This is a genomic window from Anaerolinea thermophila (assembly GCF_020723905.1).
Classification (GTDB): domain Bacteria; phylum Chloroflexota; class Anaerolineae; order Anaerolineales; family Anaerolineaceae; genus Anaerolinea; species Anaerolinea thermophila_A.
Map to the genome: position 1 here is coordinate 208,252 of NZ_DYHZ01000007.1, position 21,466 is coordinate 229,717.

The 21,466-nt window shown below is 54.9% G+C and carries 18 protein-coding genes; 10 read left to right on the forward strand and 8 right to left on the reverse strand.

From position 1 onward, the window contains the following. The first annotated feature begins 2 nt into the window (after positions 1 to 2). From LHF31_RS12035 to LHF31_RS12050, 4 genes are read left to right on the forward strand one after another with little or no spacing between them, the layout of a single operon-like run. Positions 3 to 1,910, forward strand: coding sequence for a nucleoside-diphosphate sugar epimerase/dehydratase (locus tag LHF31_RS12035; protein ID WP_303774260.1), 1,908 nt, complete (start codon positions 3 to 5; stop codon positions 1,908 to 1,910). Then, positions 1,910 to 2,899, forward strand: coding sequence for a peptidoglycan bridge formation glycyltransferase FemA/FemB family protein (locus LHF31_RS12040; RefSeq protein ID WP_298008661.1), 990 nt, complete (start codon positions 1,910 to 1,912; stop codon positions 2,897 to 2,899). The genes LHF31_RS12035 and LHF31_RS12040 overlap by 1 nt, the downstream gene beginning before the upstream one ends. After that, positions 2,896 to 3,996, forward strand: a complete 1,101-nt coding sequence (locus tag LHF31_RS12045) for a peptidoglycan bridge formation glycyltransferase FemA/FemB family protein (RefSeq protein ID WP_298008659.1) — start codon at positions 2,896 to 2,898, stop codon at positions 3,994 to 3,996. Before LHF31_RS12040 ends, LHF31_RS12045 begins: the two co-directional genes overlap by 4 nt. Continuing rightward, the gene (locus LHF31_RS12050; protein WP_298008656.1) at positions 3,993 to 4,964 is read left to right on the forward strand and encodes a D-cysteine desulfhydrase family protein; all 972 of its coding nucleotides are present in this window, start codon (positions 3,993 to 3,995) and stop codon (positions 4,962 to 4,964) included. Before LHF31_RS12045 ends, LHF31_RS12050 begins: the two co-directional genes overlap by 4 nt. On the opposite strand, the gene LHF31_RS12055 is transcribed toward LHF31_RS12050, so the two are convergent. Then, positions 4,954 to 7,086 (reverse strand): protein kinase, encoded by a 2,133-nt coding sequence (locus LHF31_RS12055; protein ID WP_298008653.1) that lies wholly within the window; start codon positions 7,084 to 7,086, stop codon positions 4,954 to 4,956. The genes LHF31_RS12050 and LHF31_RS12055 overlap by 11 nt on opposite strands. A 40-nt stretch (positions 7,087 to 7,126) precedes the next feature. Continuing rightward, a complete protein-coding gene (locus tag LHF31_RS12060) occupies positions 7,127 to 8,143 on the reverse strand; it encodes a lysylphosphatidylglycerol synthase transmembrane domain-containing protein (RefSeq protein WP_298008650.1) in 1,017 nt (338 codons plus the stop codon). A gap of 108 nt (positions 8,144 to 8,251) precedes the next feature. Between LHF31_RS12060 and LHF31_RS12065 the strand changes: the two genes are divergently transcribed. Further along, positions 8,252 to 9,208: a carbohydrate kinase family protein gene (locus LHF31_RS12065; protein ID WP_298008648.1), complete on the forward strand. Its 957-nt coding sequence runs from the start codon at positions 8,252 to 8,254 to the stop codon at positions 9,206 to 9,208. A 3-nt stretch (positions 9,209 to 9,211) separates the two neighbouring features. Continuing rightward, positions 9,212 to 10,129: a pseudouridine-5'-phosphate glycosidase gene (locus LHF31_RS12070; protein ID WP_298008646.1), complete on the forward strand. Its 918-nt coding sequence runs from the start codon at positions 9,212 to 9,214 to the stop codon at positions 10,127 to 10,129. A 36-nt stretch (positions 10,130 to 10,165) separates the two neighbouring features. On the opposite strand, the gene LHF31_RS12075 is transcribed toward LHF31_RS12070, so the two are convergent. From LHF31_RS12075 to LHF31_RS12100, 6 genes are all read right to left on the reverse strand, one after another. After that, on the reverse strand, positions 10,166 to 11,125 hold the full coding sequence (locus LHF31_RS12075; RefSeq protein WP_298008643.1) for a hypothetical protein: 960 nt from the start codon (positions 11,123 to 11,125) through the stop codon (positions 10,166 to 10,168). 61 nt (positions 11,126 to 11,186) lie between these two features. Further along, a complete protein-coding gene (locus LHF31_RS12080; RefSeq protein ID WP_298008640.1) occupies positions 11,187 to 11,843 on the reverse strand; it encodes a TIGR03936 family radical SAM-associated protein in 657 nt (218 codons plus the stop codon). Next, on the reverse strand, positions 11,840 to 13,756 hold the full coding sequence (locus LHF31_RS12085; RefSeq protein ID WP_303774261.1) for a TIGR03960 family B12-binding radical SAM protein: 1,917 nt from the start codon (positions 13,754 to 13,756) through the stop codon (positions 11,840 to 11,842). Before LHF31_RS12085 ends, LHF31_RS12080 begins: the two co-directional genes overlap by 4 nt. Next, positions 13,756 to 14,547, reverse strand: coding sequence for an SDR family oxidoreductase (locus LHF31_RS12090; protein WP_298007829.1), 792 nt, complete (start codon positions 14,545 to 14,547; stop codon positions 13,756 to 13,758). Before LHF31_RS12090 ends, LHF31_RS12085 begins: the two co-directional genes overlap by 1 nt. 8 nt (positions 14,548 to 14,555) lie before the next feature. Continuing rightward, positions 14,556 to 14,840 (reverse strand): DUF503 domain-containing protein, encoded by a 285-nt coding sequence (locus LHF31_RS12095; protein ID WP_298007828.1) that lies wholly within the window; start codon positions 14,838 to 14,840, stop codon positions 14,556 to 14,558. An 86-nt stretch (positions 14,841 to 14,926) separates the two neighbouring features. Next, entirely contained in the window at positions 14,927 to 15,706 is a 780-nt protein-coding gene (locus LHF31_RS12100) for a ScpA family protein (protein WP_303774262.1), read from the reverse strand. Between the two features lie 105 nt (positions 15,707 to 15,811). Between LHF31_RS12100 and moaC the strand changes: the two genes are divergently transcribed. The 4 genes from moaC (at position 15,812) to smc (ending at position 21,466) form a co-directional block, all read left to right on the forward strand. Then, a complete protein-coding gene (moaC, locus tag LHF31_RS12105; RefSeq protein WP_298007824.1) occupies positions 15,812 to 16,300 on the forward strand; it encodes a cyclic pyranopterin monophosphate synthase MoaC in 489 nt (162 codons plus the stop codon). Beyond that, entirely contained in the window at positions 16,297 to 16,998 is a 702-nt protein-coding gene (locus LHF31_RS12110; RefSeq protein WP_298007822.1) for a molybdenum cofactor biosynthesis protein MoaE, read from the forward strand. Before moaC ends, LHF31_RS12110 begins: the two co-directional genes overlap by 4 nt. 103 nt (positions 16,999 to 17,101) lie before the next feature. Further along, complete coding sequence (rnc, locus tag LHF31_RS12115; RefSeq protein ID WP_298007820.1) at positions 17,102 to 17,815, forward strand: ribonuclease III; 714 nt, start codon at positions 17,102 to 17,104, stop codon at positions 17,813 to 17,815. 42 nt (positions 17,816 to 17,857) lie between these two features. Further along, a complete protein-coding gene (smc, locus tag LHF31_RS12120) occupies positions 17,858 to 21,466 on the forward strand; it encodes a chromosome segregation protein SMC (RefSeq protein ID WP_303774263.1) in 3,609 nt (1,202 codons plus the stop codon).

Below are 21,466 nucleotides of genomic sequence, written 5' to 3' on the forward strand. Positions count from 1 at the left end.
TCATGCGTTCCAAACCTGTACCCAGCGTACGAAACCGCTATCTTTTGATGGGCGATCTGATGTTGATCGTCCTTTCGGTATTGGGGAGTTACGCGCTTCGTTTTGAGTTGGGGAATTTCTTCTTCTTTTACCTCCCGTCGGCGTACTGGATGGCGGGAGCGGCGTTGATCATCAAACCTCTGGTTTACTATTTCTTTGGCCTGTATCGCCGTATGTGGATCTACGCCAGCATCCGCGAAGCCTTGATGGTGGTTGCCGCTTCGGTTACGGCATCTGCCTTGCTCGCCGCAACCATGATTACGCTGGCTTCCTTTCGCTTTTTTGTCGGTTTTCCCCGTTCCGTATTGATTATAGATTTCTTACTCTCAGTGTTTGCGGCAGGTGGATTGCGCTTTACCCTGCGCCTGTTAGCCGAAAGCCGTATTAATCAGGCGATACAGGAGGGTGTGGGTTCCCGGCATCCCCAAAAGGTCTTGATTGTCGGCGCAGGCGATGCCGGTGCCCTGGTGGTTCGGGAAATGCAGAAAAATCCACAATTGAACCTGGTGCCGGTGGGTTTCCTGGATGATAATCCAGCCAAACAACGCCAGCAAATTTACGGCGTTCCGGTTGTAGGGACGCTGAGCGACCTTGAAAAGGTCATTGATCAGACGCGGGTGCAACAGGTCATTATTGCCATTCCCTCGGCGGCAGGACGTGTAGTTCGTCTGGTGGCAGATGCCTGCCGCGCCAAAGGGGTACCCTTCCGAACCATGCCCGGCATTTATGAGTTGCTGGGGGGAACCGTCAGTGTAAGTCGTCTGCGCGAAGTGGATATCACCGACCTGTTGCGGCGCAGTCCTGTGCAGATAGATGAGAGCCTGGTTGGCGCAACTCTTTCGGGTAAAGTGGTTCTGGTAACCGGCGCGGGTGGTTCGATTGGCAGGGAACTGTGCCGTCAGGTGGCGCGGTGGGGTCCCAGCGAATTGATACTGCTCGGGCATGGGGAGAACAGCATTTTTGAAGCCCTCATGGAACTGCGGGAAAATTTCCCCTCCCTGCTCTTCCGCCCCGTGATTGCTGATGTGCGCGACTATGGGCGCATACGCACCATCTTTTTGCGCCATCACCCGGAGATCGTCTTCCATGCCGCCGCCCATAAGCACGTCCCCTTGATGGAGTTGAACGTCGAAGAAGCCGTTACGAACAATGTGCTGGGGACGATGAATGTGGTCAGCGCGGCCCTGGAAAGCGGAGTGGAACGCCTGGTGATGATTTCTACCGACAAAGCCATTCGACCGGCGAACATCATGGGCGCAACCAAGCGGTTAGCCGAAATGATCGTTCTGGATGCGGCCCGTCGTTCTGGCAGGTCATATTCGGTGGTGCGCTTTGGTAATGTTTTGGGAAGCCGTGGGAGCGTTGTTCCTCTCTTTAAACGGCAAATAGCCCGCGGTGGACCTGTCACGATTACCCATCCAGAGATGCGCCGTTATTTCATGACCATTCCGGAAGCGGTGCATCTTGTTTTGCAAGCCTCAGCCATGGGAGAAGGAGGGGAGACTTTTGTCCTCAATATGGGCGAGCAAATCCGCATCCTCGATCTGGCAGAAGACTTGATTCGCCTTTCCGGCTTAGAACCGGGTAAGGATATTGAAATTGTCTTTACCGGGATTCGCCCCGGCGAGAAACTGAGTGAAGAACTGTGGGATGAAGGTGTTCCCATTGAGAAGACTGAACACCCGGAAATTTTCCGTGTCAACCCGGACACCTCTGAATTAAGCGGTGAGGAACTGCGTGGACTGGTTGAACAGATTCTCCGGCTTGCTCAGGAAGGGGATACCCACACTTTGATAAACCTTCTGGATGAAACCATACCGGGTGCCGCTATTCGCAGTACCCCGCCGACGGAGTTTACCTCAATTTACTGATGGCTATCGTATCCTCTGCACAGTGGGATGATTTTTTACAGGCTCATCCGCAGGCGCATCTCCTGCAGACCAGTGCCTGGGGAACCCTTAAATCGGCATTTGGGTGGGAACCGGTGTATTTCATTTCGGGAAACGCTGGCGCGCAGGTCCTGTTCCGTCGCTTACCTGCCGGCTTGAGTGTAGCGTACATCCCCCGCGGACCAGTGGGAACCGACTGGATTCCACTCTGGAAGGAACTCATTCCCTATTGCCGCAGACGCCGCGCGCTCATTCTGAAAGTCGAGCCGGATGCCTGGGAGGAAGAAGAGGAGATCCTTACCCCGCAGATGCCCGGGTTTGTTCCGGAAGGCATTCCGGTTCAACCACGCCGAACGATTGTCATTGACCTCCAGGGAAGTGAAGACGACTGGCTGGCTCGGATGAAGCAGAAGACGCGGTACAACATTCGGCTGGCAGAGCGAAAAGGGGTGCTGGTTCAGCCTTCACGGGATGTGGACAGTTTCTACCGCATGATGACCATGACCGGTGCGCGCGATGGCTTTGGCGTGCATTCCCGCGCTTACTATCAACGCGCTTATGAGTTGTTTCATCCACTCGGGATGGCAGAACTGCTGATGGCAACCTACGAAGGCAAACCTCTGGCGGGGTTGATGGTTTTTGCCCGCGGCGAAAGAGCATGGTATTTTTATGGCGCTTCCACGGATGAAGAGCGCAATCGTATGCCCACCTATCTTTTACAGTGGGAAGCCATGCGCTGGGCGGCATCCCGCGGCTGCCGCTGGTATGACCTGTGGGGAGTGCCGGATGAAGCCGAAGAGGTTCTGGAAGCCCGGTTTGAGACTCGCCGGGATGGATTGTGGGGAGTATATCGTTTCAAACGGGGTTTCGGGGGAGTAGTGCGCCGGTCTGCCACAACACGGGAATATCCTCTCTGGCAGCCTCTGTTCCCTTTGTATCGGTGGTGGGAAAAACGGGAGCGCCGGGCATGAGTTCCATGGAGAACTGGAATGAGGTGATTGCCTCTTTGCCGGGAGCGTCCATCCTGCAAACGCGGGAATGGGCGAACATTAAATCTGCCTATGGCTGGGAATCAATTCCTCAAGTGTGGAAATCCGAACAGGGAGACGTTGTTGCGGCGGCGATGGTATTGCGCAGACGGCTCCGGTTCCGTAATGTGCCCTTACCGGTCAGTCTTTTGTATGTGCCGCGCGGTCCTCTGCTGGACTGGTCGAACGAAGCCCTGGTATGTCGGGTGATTGCGGATCTGGAAGCCCTTGCAAAAGCCCAAAAAGCGCTATTTCTCAAGATGGATCCCGAAGTTGTTTTAGGGTGGGGTATACCCGGCAAAGAAGATGCCCGGGAACATTCCATCGGTGTCTGGGTTCAGTCTTTGCTGCAGAGCCGTGGATGGCTGTTTGCCGCAGAACAAGTTCAATTCCGCAATACGGCGGTACTTGATCTCTCAGGGGATGAAGACCGCTGGCTGGCGCGGATGAAACCCAAAACCCGCTACAACCTCCGCCTTGCCGAGCGCAAGGGTGTCAGCGTTCGACAGTGCACGGGAGAGGATCTGGGGTTGCTCTATCGCATGTATGTGGAGACTTCCGTGCGGGATGGTTTTATCATTCGCCCTGAACACTATTACCGGCAGGTGTGGACAACCTTCATGGAGAAAAGGATGTGTTATCCTCTTCTTGCTGAAGTGGAGGGAGAACCTGTTGCTGGACTGGTGTTGTTTGTGTTTGCCGGACGGGCATGGTATTTTTATGGCATGTCCCGGGAGGTTCATCGGGAAAAAATGCCCAATTATCTGCTTCAGTGGGAAGCCATGCGTCTGGCGAAAAGTCTGGGTGCGAAAGAATATGATTTATGGGGGGCGCCGGAAGTGTTTGATGAATCAGATCCCATGTGGGGAGTGTTTCGCTTCAAAGAAGGACTGGGTGCTCAGGTCGTGCGTACCCTGGGTGCATGGGATTTCCCGGTGTATCCTCTGGGGTATCGCTTGTTCACCCACGTGCTTCCTCGCCTGCTGGATGTGATGCGCTGGCGTGCGCGCAGACAATTACGCCGGGAGGTTTCTGTATGATTCCCCGATTGAAACTGGCGGCTTTACCTACTCCTGTTGAGTTTCTGCCGCGTTTAGGGGCGTATTTAGGCGGATTGCGCATTCTGATCAAGCGCGATGACCTCACCGGTGTTGCCTTTGGAGGGAATAAAACTCGCAAGTTAGAACTGGTGCTGGCGGAAGCCCAGAGCGTAGGCGCACGTACCTTGATTACGGTCGGCGCAGTACAGTCCAATCATTGCCGTCAGGTGGCAGCGCTTGCAGCACGGATGGGCTTGAGATGCAAACTGGTGCTTTATGGCGAACCACCGACGCGCCCTTCGGGGAACCTGTTCTTAGACCGCCTGTTTGGTGCAGAAATCATCTGGACGAGCAAAGAAGCCCGTAATGAAACTCTGAATGAGGTTTTTGGAGAATCCTGGGCGCAAGGAGAACGTCCCTATCTGATTCCGCTGGGGGCATCAAATGCGTTAGGAGCAGTGGCATATACCCTCGCTTTCGATGAGATGCTCCAGCAAACCCAATCGGAACGGATTGATTGGATTGTGGTAGCCTCTTCCTCCGGGGGGACACAGGCGGGGCTGGTATTGGGTGCGCACCGGCGTCATTTTCATGGCCGTATCCTGGGGATCAGCATCGATGAGCCGGAGCGGGAATTAAAAGAAGTGGTGGCGTTTCTGGCGCGGGAAGCGTCCGATCGTCTTGGAAAAGAGATCCCCGTTCGCCCTGAGGAAGTTTTTGTCAATGCTGATTATTTGGGGCAGGGTTACGGCATCATGGGTGAGCCAGAAAAAGAAGCCATCACCCTGTTTGCTCAACTGGAAGGGGTATTGCTCGATCCGGTTTATACGGGAAGAGCGGCAGCAGGTTTGATGGATCTGGCGCGGAAGGGCTTTTTCCGTCCGGGAGAGACGATTTTATTCTGGCATACCGGTGGAACGCCCGCATTGTTTGCGGATATATATCAGAACAGATTCCTCAACGAATAACCGGCCGCCAAACGGGGGAATAGTCAAATGCCGGGTCGGTGGTTAACCGAATATTCGTGGCGCCGTTCATTGTCATGAGATAAATATCGTGGTTGGTACCGTCGGGCCAGCCTTCATAGACAACCCAGAAACCGTCCGGTGAGAGGGTGAAACTGCCGACCGGTCCAATATCCACTGTGCCGCTGGCAGGGATACGGAACTCGCGAGGATTCTTTCGATCTTCGTAGCGCATGCCCACCAGTCTTGGCACCTTAGAACCGCCCACAATTTGATTGTAGAGAACGGCTTGCCCATCCCAGGACCAAATTGGAAAGAAATTTGTCACATCTCCGGGCGGACTGAAGCGTACCTGATTGTCTCCATCTTCGCTCATAATCCAGATTTGACTGTTGGAGATGCGCCGGACAAAGGCGATTTGTCGGCTGATGGGGGACCAGGCAGGCTGAAGGTCCGAATAGCGAGATTCCGATATTTCCCGCGCAATCAGGGTTTGCAAATCGATAACAAAGATGCTGGGGCGTCCCGTGCGGAGGGATGTGAATGCCAGTTTCTTTCCATCCGGCGACCATGTGGGGTCGAAATCTCCCTCAGGGCTGGAAGGAAGGGGAACGGGCTCCGATCCATCCAGTGTGAGCAGATAAATGGCGCTGCCTTCGTAAATTTCGCGTTTTCCCGGACACGGGGAGATGAATGCCAGTCTGGTTCCGTCTGGAGACCAGGCTGGTTGACAGGCACCGTTGCGCATATTGGTGATTTGTCTCAGGTTTTGCCCATCTACGCTCATCATCCAGATCTGCATTTGCCCGGTGCGTTCGGAAACAAAGGCAATTTCTGATGCGCCGCCGCCCAATGGAGTGGCAGTCGGGGTGAAGACGGGGGTAGGCGTCTCAGTTGGTGTAGGCGGCACGATCGGGATGAAATTTTCTGTGGCAGTGGGATCGGGTGAAGGCGCTTCACGGGTAGGAGGCGTTTGCTCCATGGCAGGAATGGGAGTGCCTTCCTGAGCGATTTCCAGCGACGGGGTGGCAGAGGCAATTTCTGTTCCGGCAAAAGGTGTAGCGGGATATACACCGGCAAAAAGACTCCGCGTCAGGTCTGGGCGCATGGTAAACAGAAGATAGAAGAAGCCAATTGCCAGAACAAAGACTGGTATCAGGATAGCCGGTTGGAAACGACGACGCTTCATGAAATTGCGTTTAGATTTTTGTTTTCCGTTGGTGGAGGGCTGACTTCCACCATTTTGAGCCATTTCCTGTGCCAGCAACTCAGGCGGAGGGGGAGAAATAGTGGGGCGTTCTTTAAAGAATGCCCCTACTTCGCTGCATTCAATTAAGGCTTGACGGAATTCCTCTGCGCTCTGAAAGCGATCATCCGGGTCAACTTCCAGCGCTTTTTCAATGACTTCTGCAAGGCGGCGGTTGATCTTTGGGCGTAATTTACGAATGTCGGTTAACTGTTCTTTTCCCGTTAAACGGTTCAATCCATCTTCGGGAATAGAACCGGTTAGCGCCGCATACAGGGTAGCCCCAAGGGAATATACGTCACTGCGCTCGTCGGTATGGGATGTTCCGTACTGCTCAGGCGGAGAATAGCCTGGCGTCATGGCGCGGGCGCCAGTCATCGTCACCTGATTCCCTTCCATGATTTTTGCCAGCCCAAAATCAACCAGTACGGCTTGACCTTCGGGGGTGACTTTAATGTTGCCGGGCTTTAGATCCCGATGAATGATTGGCTGATGGCGGGTATGCAGGTAATTGAGTGCCTCACAAACGGAGATGCCAATCAGGATCACTTCATTTTCGGGTAAAACCCCGGAGCGTTCCATCCGCTGACGCAGGTCTTCCCCTTCAATGTAATCCATGACCAGATACTGCCCCTGTCCGGGCAAGACAAAATAATCCGTGACGTGTGGCAGACCCGGGTGTCTTAATCCAGCAAGAATGCGCGCTTCGCGTTCAAATTGACGGCTGTATTCTTCGGTGAGAAATAGATTTTCTTTTACGGCTACGTGAACCCCCAGATGCTCATCCACTGCGCGATATACTGCGCCCATTCCACCTTGACCAAGGATGGACACAATACGATAGCGGTGATTGAGGAGGGTTCCCGCGGCGAGAGGCATGGTTTGATTTTACCTGACGAATGATTTCACTGCAACGAGTTTATTTTAGCAGTTTTTCTGGCTGGGTATTGGGTTCGATGATGATCTTCTTTGCCATTTCCAGACCGGTTAAGTCAGGTGAAAAACCCCAGGTCAACACACCCAGGGCAACGCCGAACCACAGAGTTGCCAGGCGAATTAACACGGTAGCAGTGGAGGCGATTTCAGGAGGGGTGTGGAGTGTAAGAGTCAGCAATCCGGCAATGGAAATTTCTGCCGCGCCCAGTCCACCCGGCAGAGCCGAAACCGCCCCAATGATTGTGGAAAATGCCAGAATGAAAATGGCAGTGTGAAGCAAATGAGCGCTCGGTTCCATTCCCAGCCCGATCAGGATGAAATAGAAACCAATTCCTTCGCCAAGCCAGGAAATCAGTCCCAGACCGACCGCCAGCAAAGCCGCCCCCGGCTGAAACAATGTAAAACTCCCTTCATAAAACTCGCGGATACTCTGGGAAAACCGTTTCAGAAAATGCACCCGTTCAATCTGATCGAGGACCCACAGCGCGGCAGGGCGAATTTGCGAAAGGATCATCACCCCTAAAAGCCCTGCAAGGATGAGGGCAAATCCTGCCCAGTATTCAGGAAAGGCTAAAATACCAACCATCGAAAGGATAAAAACTGCCAGTCCATCGCTCAATCGTTCTGCCAGGACCACTGAGATTCCCCGTCCTACAGGAACTGCTGTTTTCCGCATTAACCAGACCCCTTTCAGCACTTCTCCTACCTTTCCGGGGGTGACAGCCAGGGGAAAACCTGCCAGGAAAATCCGTAAACTGGTAAGCAGGCTCAGACGATGAACGCCAATCTGTTTCAGATAAAAATGCCACTTTATGAATCGGAGGGAATAATTCAACAGGGTAAATCCCAGCGCAATGCCAAAATATTTCACTTTAAATTCCAGAATGGTCGAACTCACATGTTGTAGATCGCCCAGTAAGGCAAGTCCTGACAGCACGACAAGGCCTAACAGCACACCGGGTAAGAGAGCCTGAAACATCGAACGATTCGAAACGCTCATGAATATCCCTCTACTGGGATTATACTGAGAATCATGCCAGATTTCCTTACAGGGTTGTTAACTAAAAGTTATCAATTCTGTCAGGTGATTCTGTAATACAATCAAAATATGTCTCTGGAAAGTTTACAAGAACGTGCTGCGCGTCCGGTGCTGGCAATTGGCGCCGCCGGGTTAGATATGGTGGGGGTGCTTTCCGAACCCGTCACCGAACGTCTTTCTAAACCTGCAAGTATTCGATTTTCCTTTGGGGGCGTTGCCCGAAACGTGGCGGAGAACCTGGCTCGTTTAGGGCATCCTGTGCGGCTGGCTACAGCAGTAGGAGAAGACCCCTTTGGTTCCGATTTGCTTGAGCATACTGCCTCCTGTGGTGTGGATGTGTCTCCCAGTATCCATGTACAGGGGCATGATACCGGCTCTTACCTTGCGGTGTATGATCAGGATGGTACCCTGCAGATGGCGCTGGAGGATATGCAGGTGCTTCAAGCCCTGACGCCCACTTATATTCGCGAACTGGAACCGCTGTTTGAGGATTCCTGTTTGATCTTTGTGGATGCCAATCTGCCGCCCAAAACCCTGAAAGTGCTTTTCCAGCAAGCCCGGCGGCTCAAAGTTCCGGTGTGTGCCGATACCACCTCTGTCGTTCTGGCGGAGCGTTTATTGCCATACCTGAAGCATCTTTTCCTGCTTTCTACCAATAGCAAAGAGGCTTCTGTCCTGACCAACCATACGCCTGATGTGACCGGTCGAGCCAGTGCAATGGAGGTCTCGCGCTTCTTCATCAATCAGGGGGTTGAGGTGGTGCTGATTGCGCTGGCGGCTTTTGGAGTGGTTTATGCCACCTCCGAAACCAGCGGGCATGTCCCAGCCATTCGAACAAAAGTGGTGGATCCCACTGGCGCGGGAGACGCGCTCACAGCCACAACCCTGTTTGGATTACTCAATGATATTCCGCTGGATGATTGTGTCCGTCTGGGCGTCACCGCCGCATCGATGGTGTTGAAACATACCGGTCCAGTTTATCCGGGCATCTCTCTGGAAAGCCTTTACGATCAGTTGATTGGTTGATTCATGGAAAATTTTCTTGTCTCTCCCTCTGTTCAGCAAGCCCTCACTCTGCAGTCGCCCCTGGTAGCGCTGGAGACTGCTGTCGTCACCCATGGCTTGCCTTTTCCCACCAACCTTGAACTGGCGTGTGCTCTCGAACAGGAAGTGCGGGATCAGGGTGCTACCCCGGCAACGATTGGGGTCTTCCGGGGGATTGTTCATGTGGGTGTCTCTGTGGAGGTGCTGGAAAATCTGGCTCGGGAAGAGAGGGTACGAAAAATCAGCGCAAGAGATTTTGGCATTGCTCTGGCGCGGGGAGAAAGCGGCGGAACGACCGTTGCAGGAACGTTGATGGTTGCCCGGAAATTGGGAATTCGTGTTTTTGCCACCGGTGGAATTGGCGGAGTGCACCGTCATGCACCTTTTGATGTCAGCGCTGATTTGAGCGAACTGGGGCGTTCTCCCCTTGTGGTGGTTTGTGCAGGCGCCAAAGCCATTCTGGATTTACCCGCCACGCGCGAAGTGCTCGAAACCCAGGGCGTCCCTGTGCTGGGTTACCAGACCGATGATTTTCCCGCTTTTTATTCCCGCGAGAGCGGCTTAAACGTAGATATTCGTGTAGATACAGCCGAAGAAGTGGTAAAAATTGCCCGGGCACACTGGGAAACGGGAAACATCAGTGCAGTTCTGGTGGTTGTTCCTCCGCCCGCCGAATTTGCTCTTCCCAGAGCGCAAGTGGAAATCTGGATTGAGCAGGCTGTTCAGGAATGTGAGCAGCGCGGGATACACGGCGCAGAGGTCACACCATTCCTGCTGGCGCGAATGACAGAACTCAGCGGTGGCACCAGTTTGCAGGCAAATCTGGCTCTCTTAAGACAGAACGCCCGTATCGGCGCTCAAATTGCCCGGGCGCTTGCCAGTTTCCATAAACGCATAATCTAATCTGCCGAGGTTCTCGAAAACACCTGTCTTTCCCGCTTATGGGCGGGGTGTGGATGTGACCGTGGCGGTAGGCCAGCGCGTATCCGTTGGACGGCGGGTATTGGTGACCGTTGGGGTGAGCGTAATAGTGGGTGTGCGGGTAGGCGTCCCTGTGAATGAAGGCGTGGGCGACGGACGGGTTGGACTTGGACCCGGTGTGGCAGTAGGAACGGGGGTACGGGTAGGTGTCCGGGTTGGTGGCGGCGTAGGTGGTTCCCCTTCCACGGTAAATCGTCCGGAGCGTTTCCATTCTGTGCCGACAAAAATTTGCACCTCATATTCGCCTGGAAGCCATCCCCCTACCGGCTCAATGCACTCAGAATACCCGAAGCCGCCAGTACCGCCATTCCAGGGCAGAGTTTCGAAACATACCAGTTCCCCACCGCGATACCAAAGCGCACTCCACTGGGAGCCAACGGTCATCTGATCGTAACTGAATACAGCATAAATCTGCGTGATCGGATTCTTAAAAACATCTGCCGGATCCACGGGCTGAAAACTCTTGTTCAGTTTGGTTGCAAACACCAGCGGACTGAACACCGCTGAAGGATTCGGGGTGATGGTGGACTGGAACTGCGTTTCCACTGCAGGTGGCATCGCCGGTGTGTTTGTGATAGAGGGGGTATTGGTAATGGTGGGTGTGGGGGTAATGGTCGGGGTCTGGGTAATGGTTGGGGTCAGGGTAACGGTTGGCGTCAGTGTCACGGTTGGGGTAGGGGGGAAGTACCGGTAAGCCACCGGTTCGGCAAAGCGGTTAATCACCACCGCCATGGCAAAAAAAAGGAAAGAAAATGTAACCAGTCGCCATCCCTGACTGAGACGCTGGCGCCGCTTTTGGAAATAGGTGAGGCGGCGTCCTGCCTGAATCGTTCTCCACCCTGTCCAGAAGGATAGAAAGGACAGAAACAGGAATGTAAACGAGGCAACGACCACGCCTGTCTTGATATCCAGATTCATTGAAAAGGATTATAGCACGGTCTGAAAAACTGCTGAAAGAAAGCCATTCAAAACAAGAAGGTTATGGTGCAGGGATGGGTTCCTGAAAAATCAGGCGCGTTCGCTCCATGCGAGTGGTGGTGGGGTCAATTCCCAGGGCAAGAAGCACCTCTTCTGGTCGGGCTGTGGCACTTTCCTTTGCTGAGAGACGCATGAGCAGGATGGGCTTATCTCCTTCAGATGAGGTTGTCAGGGTCAGGGTTTCGATGAGAGGGCGGAGGTCATACGTTTTTTCCCGCCTCACGCGGATAATTTCACGCTGTTCCAGCAGTCCAGCGATCCGATCAGCCACGTCGGAGGGGGCATCTTCGCGGAACTCAATATGGTATTCGGCGGCAAGCACCATGGTTTGCAGGGCAGGCAGGTGAAGCGGAACGATTTCCACCTGTTGAAGGGTTAATCCCGGGGGCGCCGCTCGTTGCAGGCGTTCCTGCACTTCATCCGGCGGAAGCGTCTCGATCAGCCAGACATCTGCGACTTCGCACAGCGAGGTGAATCCCAGTGGTAATGCGCTAGCCAGGTGAAAACGTGGACGGGGGTTAAACCCCTGTGAAAATGCCAGCGGTAATCGGGCGCGTCGAAAAGTACGTTCCCAGACAAGCATCATATCCAGATGGCTTACGTAGCGCAGTTCTGCGCCACGGGCATACCAGAGCCGGTAACGGGTCAATTCGCTCATACTGTTACCTTCTCTTTGATGGGGGTCTTCCTGCGCACCGGTGGGCATTTCCAGGCTTCTGCGGGTGTTTTTGCCCGAATGTCATTAAACGTGGGAAGGATCCCGCAGGCGTAACACTGTCCTCTGCAGTCGTCCCGAAGGGTACCGCTCAGACTGTTCTGGTATTCCTTCTTCAGGTACGAAGGGCGCACGGCAATGCTGATGTGTGACCAGGGGAGTACCTCGTCAAGGTCGCGTTTGCGGTAACTGTAAAAAGCAGGATCGAGTTGGCACTCTTCAAAGGCCTGTATCCAGCGTTCAAAGAGGAAATGTTCCTGCCAGGCATCAAATTTCGCACCAAGTTGCCAGGCACGCAAAATGACCTGTCCGATTCGTCGATCTCCCCGCGAGAGCCAGGCTTCGTGCAGAGTTACTTTGGGATCAACCCAGTTCAATTTGAATCCCTGACCGCGCAACCCCTGCCGCAGTAAGGTTTGTTTGGCTTGAATTTGCTCCATGGTATCCACCGAAACCCACTGGAATGGAGTATGTGGTTTGGGGATAAAGGTGCTTACTCCCGCGTGGACTTTTGCACGTCCACCGCAAATTCTGCGTCCTTCGCGCAACACCGCATGGCACAAATCCATAATGGCTTGCACGTCATCCAGGGTTTCCTCAGGGTGTCCAATCATGAAGTACAACTTGATGGTCGTCCATCCCTGAGAAAAAATAGCGCGGGCGGTTTCCAGAATCTGTTCGTGAGGAATATATTTGTTGATTACTCTGCGCATCCGTTCGGAAGCGGCTTCGGGAGCAAGGGTGAACCCCCCGCTGGGTTTGAGCGATTTCAGTTCTTTCATCAACTCCACGGAGAAAGACTCAATGCGCAGGGAAGGCAAAGACACGGTGATTTTCTGGTCTCCAAAGCGGCTGGCAACGGCTTCTACCAGTTCCCGGATATGCGTATAGTCAGAAGACGCCAGGGAAAGCAGTCCCACTTCTTCATAGCCGGTGGCTTCCAGGGCGGCTTCAATGGCTTGCAGAATTTCTTCCACCGGTCGTTCCCTCACCGGACGGGTGACCATGCCGGCATGGCAGAATCGGCATCCACGGGTGCACCCGCGCATGATTTCAATGGGGATGCGGTTATGTACGATGTCAATAGAAGGGACGATGAACCGTGTTACCGGTGGGGGAAGTTGAGCCACTATCCGTTTGACGACCGGCAAAGGCGCTTCTTCCACCCTGGGCGCGATTCGCCTGACGGTGCCATTGGGGTGATATTCCACCTCGTACAATCGAGGAACATACATACCCGGAATCTTTGCCAGTTTTACCCAGAGAGTCTCGCGGGTTTCACTGCTTTGCTTCCATTCCTGGTAGACATCCACAATTTCATGGATGATTTCCTCACCCTCTCCAATGGCAAAAGCATCAATGAAGGGCGACATGGGTTCCGGGTTAAAAGCGGCGTGCCCACCGGCGATTACCAGAGGATGCCGCTCATTGCGTTCTTCCGCCAGCACAGGCAACCCGGCAAGGTCAAGGATATTCAGCACATTGGTGTACAGGCTCTCATACGGCAGGGTAAACGCCAGAATGTCAAACTGTTGAAGGGGGTGTTTACTCTCAAGAGAGTACAGCGGCATGCCAAGAGATCGCATCTGGCTTTCCATGTCCGTCCATGGAGCGTAGGCGCGTTCTGCCAGTGCGTCTGCGCGGCGGTTGATTTCGTCATACAGAATGGTCAAACCAAGGTTGGGTAAACCCAGATCGTAAATGTCGGGAAAAATCAGGGCAACATGGGTTTGCACACTGTCCCATGGCTTTACGATTTGATTGAGTTCTCCGCCGGTATAACGACCGGGCTTTTGTACTTTTAAGAGGATTCGATCGAGAACCGATTCAATTTGTTCGGGAGGCCAGATAGCCATTAAAACACTCCTTTATACATACCGCCATCTACCGGTAACATGACACCTGTCAAATAGGATGCCGCAGGTGATAACAGGAATACTGCGGCGCGGGCAAATTCTTCGGGTTTTGCAATGCGCCTGAAGGGAGATTCGCCTGCCTGTTTTTCCATTTCCTCGACCACGCTGGTCTGATTGGCTCTGGCGCGGGCTTCCAGCAGTTCGGCAATCCGCTCGGTTTCCACCCATGCGGGAAGGATGGAGTTTACGCGAATGTTCCAGTGTCCCAGTTCCAGTGCCAGGGATTTGGTCAAGCCCACAGTTGCGGCACGTACCGCATTCGACAGAATCAGGTTGGGGATGGGTTGCTTTACCGAGATCGAGGTAATGGTGAGGATAGAAGGGCTTGCGCTTTGCTTCAAAACAGGCAATGCCGCACGGATGAGCCGTACATGCGCCATCAGGCATAAATCAATGGCTCTTTGCCAGTCCTCGTCACTCAGGTCCTCAAAAGTGCCGGGTTTGGGTCCGCCAGTGTTGGTGACCAGCAAATCCAGACCGCCAAAATGTTCCACAGTGTGCTTGACCAGCAGGAATGGAAGGTCTGGAGCCGTAACATCGCCGGGAACTGCCAGCACGGGTGAGCCGGTTTCACGCTGGATTTGCTCTGCGGCGCTGTTCAGGCGAGAGGGATCCCGGCTGTTAAGCACCACCTGAGCGCCTTCCTGTGCCAGAAGTCGGGCAGTGGCAAATCCCAGCCCCCGGCTTGCACCGGTGACCAGAGCAATCTTTCCTCGCAGACTTAAATCCATGGCATCCTTTACATTAACTCAATGTGATGATCCAGTACTTCAATGTCCACAAAGTGATCGTGGATGTCATCCAGCGCTTTTTGGAGCAGGCGCTGGATCTGTACCCGGTCATTGCTTAGGGCGGCACAGGCAAGCAGGGCTTCCTGCCAGTGATCCTGGAGGTCCATTTCAACTGCAGAGACGTTAAACTCACGGTGCAGGCGTGCCAGTACAGGTTTGATGCGTCCACGCTTCTCTTTAAGAGAAGTGCACCCCGGCAACCGAACATGTATCGAAAGAACGCCTACGGGCATAAAATCCACCTGTTTTTGTCCATTTTAATATACCCCCATCCATGTCTATCGTCAAATCTTTGCCGGAAAAAGCACCAGATTTCGGCTCAGGAGTCGATAAACTCGGTCTCGATGTTTTCAGCGTTCAGCCCTTCACTGCTTGCCGAGAGTTCAATTTCGCCGAACAATTCCTGTTGGCTGGCCTGTATGATATGCCTTTTGACCAGTTCCAGCATTGCCAGGAAAGTGACAATCCATTCCAGGCGATCATTGTGAAAAGCAATCAACGTTCGGAAGGAAGTTCTTCCTACATTCCTTAAGTTTTCCAGAATGCTCTGAATCTTCTCGCGAATGGTAATCCGTGGTTTGGAGACTACCTTGCTCAGTGCCGGTAGATCCGGCTGACTGATGAAAATCCCTCGAGCGGCTTGAACGAGATCCTGCAGGGAGACGCCGCTCAGATCTAACCGGGCTTCCACCTTAACGGAGGGTTGACTTAACCGCAGGTAGGTTCGCAGGTTCCTGGATTCGCGTTCGCCTAGTATCTCTGCCAGTTCCTTAAACCGCTTATAGATAATCAGTTGACGTGCCAGTGCCTCGCCGGGGTTTTCTTCTTCCGTGGTTCGAGTTTCTGCGGCGGGGCGTGGGAGCAGAGCGGCAGATTTGATTTGCACCAGCCTTGCCGCAATGACCAGAAAGGCAGATACCTCTGCGGCGTCGTGATCTTCCAGCTGACTCAAGTAGGACAGATACTGATCCGTTACCTGCGCTAGCGCCAGCGTGGTGATGTCCAGTTCGGCGCGTTCGATTAACTCCAGCAGAAGATCCAGGGGTCCCTCGTATACGGGGGTCTGAACCCGGTACCCTTCTGTCTGGAAACCAGCCACCTGAAAACTCACGACGGGTATTATAGCAGATAGACCAGCATCCGGGGAAACTCGGTTATAATACCTTTTGTGTAAAAATTTGTCCTTGAAGACGGGTGTTCTCTGGTGGATAAAGGCGGTTTAACCCACATTGACGAGAGCGGTTCTGCGCACATGGTGGATGTCAGCGGCAAACCGGACACCGAGCGCACGGCAATTGCTCGTGGCGAGGTGATTTTGCGGCCGGAAACGCTGGCTTTAATCCAGCAGGGCCTGATGAAGAAAGGGGATGTGCTTGGTGTGGCGCAAATTGCCGGTATTTTAGGCGCCAAAAAGACTGCTGAGTTGATCCCTCTCTGTCATCCATTGCCCTTGCATCAGGTAGATGTGCAACTGCAAGTTGATGAGTCCCTACCCGGCGTGCGGATCACAGCCCTGGCGCGTACAACCGGTAAAACAGGGGTTGAAATGGAAGCCCTTACAGCGGTGGCGGTTGCTGCATTGACGGTTTATGATATGGTCAAAGCCGTCGAAAAAGGGGCGCGGATTCACAATATCCGTTTGGTGGAAAAACACGGCGGTTTGAGTGGAGATGTAATTAACGAGGAAGCATGAAAATTGTGATTTTATTGTTTGCTTCTTTAAAAGAGCGGGCGGGTTTTTCCCGGAAAGAGTTCGATTTACCAGACGGAAGCACAGTTCGGGACTTCAAGCAGTCACTCAGTCAGACCTTCCCGCATCTTGGGGGAGCGCTGGATCATGCTCTGATTGCCATTAATCAACAGTTCGCTTTTGATGAAGATGTGATTCCGGAAAATGCTGAGGTGGCTTTGTTTCCTCCCGTCAGTGGGGGTACAGAATTGCCGACCGTGGTTAAGGTAACTACTGAGGTGCTGGATCTGGATGACCTTCTGGCGCAGATCACGCTGCCAACCACGGGAGCGGCCTGTTTCTTCACCGGTATGGTAAGGGCAAAGACCCAACGCGGTGAACCGCATGACACTGTGCGGCTCGAATACGAAGCCTACGTGCCGATGGCGGAAGCCAAGATGGTGCAGGTGGCAGAGGAAATTCGTCAGCGCTGGCCCTCCGTGGAGGGGATTGCCATTGTTCAGCGTATTGGACTGCTGGAGGCAGGCACCCCTACTGTGTTGATTGCCTGCACAGCGGCTCATCGAGATACGGGTGTTTTTGAAGCGGCGCGGTATGGCATTGACCGCTTGAAAGAGATTGTCCCAATCTGGAAGAAAGAAATTGGTCCAAATGGGGAAGTTTGGGTTGAAGGGAAATACCACCCGAAACGGGGTGATTAAAACCATTCTAAAGCGATGGCGAACTGAGGGATCGCAAACCGCCGGGTTAGAGAGCGAGCATCCGGGCGGCTTGCGCTCCTCCGGTTCCGGGGAGGGAAAACCGGTGACTGAGAATGCTCTGGCAGAATCGCCGCAGGAATTTGCCAATCGTTTGGGTTTATCCTTCAAGAGTTTTTTCCTGTTGAGTCGGGCGCTGACCCATCGTTCTTACCTCAATGAGCATCCAGAAGCCATTGAGGATAACGAACGTCTGGAGTTTCTGGGCGATGCCGTTCTGGACTTTGTCGTTGGTGCCTGGCTGTACAATCGTTATCCCGATATGCCTGAGGGGGATTTAACCCGCATGCGCTCGGTGCTGGTTTCAACCGAGCAACTGGCTGAATTTGCCCGTAAGGTTGACCTTGGGAGGGCGTTGCGTCTGGGCAAGGGGGAGATGCAGGCTGGCGGGCGGGATCGTCCCGCGTTGTTGTGCGATGCCTTTGAAGCCGTCATTGGCGCTGTTTATCTGGATTCGGGCATTGACGGGGTGCGCCGCTTCATCGAGCCCATGCTGGAAACCGCCGCCGATGAAATTCTCTCCAAGCAAACCATTGAAGATCCTAAAAGCATGCTGCAAGAATGGGCGCAGGGACAGGGTTTTCAGGCGCCGCGTTACATCGTCCGTTCTTCAAGCGGACCGGAACATTCCAAGCAGTTTGAGGTGGATGTGCTCATTAACGGGCAGATTTACGGGTCGGGCATTGGTTCAAGCAAACAAGCCGCTACCAAATCCGCTGCCGCCGACGCGCTCCATCGCCTGGGCTTGCTGGAAGATTGAGATAAGATTCTTATCCTGGACAGGGGATATCCTAATCTTTTTATGCCATTACTGAAATCGCTGGAACTGCACGGATACAAAACCTTTGCCAGCCGCACCCTGTTTGAGTTTCCCGGCATGGTGACGGCAATTGTGGGACCGAATGGCTCGGGAAAATCCAATATTGCGGATGCCGTTCGCTGGGTGCTGGGAGAGCAGTCCTTCAGTTTATTGCGAGGCAGAAAAACCGAGGACATGATCTTCTCCGGTTCAGAGTTACGCCCGCGGGCGGGGATGGCTTCAGCGTCCATTCTCTTCGATAATGAAAGCGGCTGGTTGCCCATTGACTATTCCGAGGTGCTCATCACCCGCCGGGCTTACCGGGATGGTTCGAACGAGTATCTCTTGAACGGTCAACGGGTGCGGTTGAAAGAGATCACTGAACTTCTGGCGCAGTCGGGGCTGGCGGAGCGTACCTACACCATCATCGGACAGGGACTGGTGGATGCTGCGCTTTCGCTGAAACCCGAAGAACGCCGGCGTTTCTTCGAGGAAGCCGCCGGCATTGGGCTGTACCGCAGTCGCCGCGAGGAAGCCCTGCACCGTCTCGATACCACCCGCCGCAATCTGGAACGGGTGCTGGATATCCTCTCCGAACTGGAGCCGCGCCTGAATAGCCTGGAAAAACAAGCCCGACGCGCCATGGAGTACGAGCAAATCCGCGCCGATTTACGTTTGCTCCTGCGAGACTGGTACGGTTACCACTGGCATCGCGTCCAGCGGGAACTGACTCTGGCGCGGGAAGCCCTGCTGGCTCAGGAAGAACGCTTTCAACAGGCGCGGGACCACCTTCTTGAAGAGGAACAGCGCAGTGTGGAGATTCGCCAGCGCCTGAACGAATTGCGCGAAAGCCTGGGAATGCTTCACCGCCAGTCTGCCGAAGCCCATGCGCGCTGGGAAGAGTTCAGCAAGCGCATGGCAGTGCTGGAAGAACGTCAGCGCGCTCTGGTGGATCAGCGGCAACGCACCCGGAACGACCTCGAACGGATGGAGGAAGAGGATCAGGCGCGGCTGGAGAAGCGGCAGAGCCTGGAAGAAGAGTTGACCCGTCTGCAGGAAGAGCAAAAGGAAGCCGAAGAGCGCATGCGCGAAGCCCGAAAGGCGCTGGAAGCCCGCCAGGCAGAGCGCAATCAACTGGAAGCCCGGTTGCGCGATGCCCGTCGCTTGCAGACTCAGGCTGAAACCCGGCAGGTGCAGGTGCGCGCCCATCACACCGAACTGCTGCACCGCATCGAAAATCTCCAAAGCAGTGTACAGTCTCTTCAGCAGGCGCTCAAGCGCGAACAGGATGACCTTCAGCGCGCGCAGGGTCTCCACGCTCAATGGGAGCGCAACCGCGCCCAGGCAGAAGAAGCCCGGAAGAAACTGGAGGAGGGGCTGCGCACGCATCAGCAAACCCTGCGAACCCGTGAGGAGGAACGCCGCGCCCTGCAGGAAGAACGCAATCGCCTGGAAGCCGAAGCCACCCGTCTGCGCGCTCAACTGGAAGTGCTGGAACAGGCGGAGCGTACCTATTCTGGCTTAGCCGAAGGAGCGCGTTTCCTGCTTCAGGAATCGCGCCAGAAACGTCTGCCCGGGGTGTTTCAGGCGATGAGCAGTCACCTCATCGTCCCGGCAGCGTACGAGCAAGCCATTGCCGCCGCGCTGGGTGAACTGGTCAACGCGGTGCTGGTTGAGGGTGTTGGCGATCTGGATGCCGTACTGACTGCCCTGCTTCAGGGCGAGAAGGGACGCGCCGTTCTGGTGCCGCTGGAACACGCCCGTGTGGGCGAAGGTCTGACCGATGTTGCCAATGAAACCGGCGTGATTGGCGTTGCCGCGCAACTGGTGCAGGCGACGCCCTCTCTCCGTGCGGTGGTAGATTTGCTTCTGGGCCAGGTTTTGCTGGTAGAGGATCGCGCAACTGCCCGACGCATGGCGGAGCGCATTCCGCCGCAGGCACGGGTGGTGACTCTGCAGGGAGAGGTGTTTTTCGGCAATGGTGTCATTGTTGCCGGACGTGAGTCCAGGGGGGGCGCCAGCCCGATTGGACGCGCTCGCCGTTTGCAGGAACTGCGCGCGGCCATCGAAGAAAAGCAAACCCACCTTGAGCAGGTGCAATCGGACCTTCGCACCCTCGAAGCCGAAATTACCCGCCTGCGGGAGCAGGAAAAAGAACTGGATCGGCAGGTGCGCGAGGCAAATCAAGCCCTGACACGGGCAACCCAGAGCCTGCAGCAAGCCGCCCTGGAGGTGGAACAGATCCGCCAGCGGCAGGAATACCAGAAAAAACAACTGGCAGGGCTGGAAGCCCAGATTGAAAAAGCGCAAGCCGAAGCCGCACAGGAAGCCCAGACGCTTCAGGAAATTTCCAGGACCGTTGAACAGACCGCCGAGCAGGTGCGCCTGTTAAACCGCTCGCTCTCGGCTCTGCCGCTGGAAGAGATGCAGGCAGAGGTGGCTCACTGGAATACCCGCCTTGCTGTAGCCCAGCGCGCCGTGAACGAGGCGCACAGACGTCTTGAGGAACACCGACAGGCGGAAGAAAGCGCCCGACGCCAGCGGGAGGTGCTTTCCCGGCGACTGGGTGAGGTTGATGTCCTCCTGGGCGAACTGGAGGCCGAGAAAGCGCAGGTGCAGGAACAATCTGCTGAAATCGGCGCCCGCATTGAGGCACTGCGCACCCGGATTGAGCCTGCCGAGGCGCAGGTGCGTCAACTGGAGCAGGAAGCCGCTGAACAGCAAAACCGCCTGATTGCCGCTCAGCAAGCCACCGCCGTGGCAGAACGGCACGTCAACCAGGCTCAACTGGAACTCTCCCGCCAGCGCGAGGCGCTGGACTCCCTGCGCCGCAAGGTGGAGGATGACTTTGGCATTGTGGCGTTTGAGTATCAGGGCGAAGCCGGTCAGGCACCTCTGCCGCTGGAGGGCATGGTGGAACAACTGCCCAGCCTGAGCGAACTGCCTGCCGAACTGGAAGAGAACATCAACCGTCAGCGCGCCTTGCTCCGCCGGATGGGACCGATCAACCCGGAAGTGCAGAACGAATACCGCGCCGTCAAAGAGCGCTACGATTTCCTCAAACAGCAGGTGGCAGATCTGACCAAAGCCGACGAAGACCTCCGCAAGGTGATCGCCGAACTGGATGACTTAATGAAGCGCGAGTTCCGCAAGACCTTCGATGCCGTTGCCTACGAATTTCGCCACATGTTCACGCGCCTGTTTGGGGGTGGCAGCGCCCGTCTGATTCTGACCGAGGGCGAGAGTACCGCCGACATGGGCATTGATATTGAAGCCCGCCTGCCAGGACGCCGCGACCAGGGACTTTCTTTGCTCTCCGGCGGTGAGCGCAGTTTGACCGCCGTGGCGCTGATCTTTTCCCTGCTCAAGGTCTCACCCACGCCCTTCTGCATCATGGACGAGGTGGATGCCATGCTCGACGAAGCCAACGTGGGACGCTTCCGTGATTTGCTCCTCGAACTGGCGCAGAAAACCCAGTTCATCCTCATCACCCACAACCGCAACACCGTGCAGGCGGCAAACGTGATTTACGGCGTCACCATGGGGCGCGATTCTGCCAGTCAGGTCATCAGTCTGCGCCTTGACGAACTCAGCGAAGAATTGGTCAAGTAA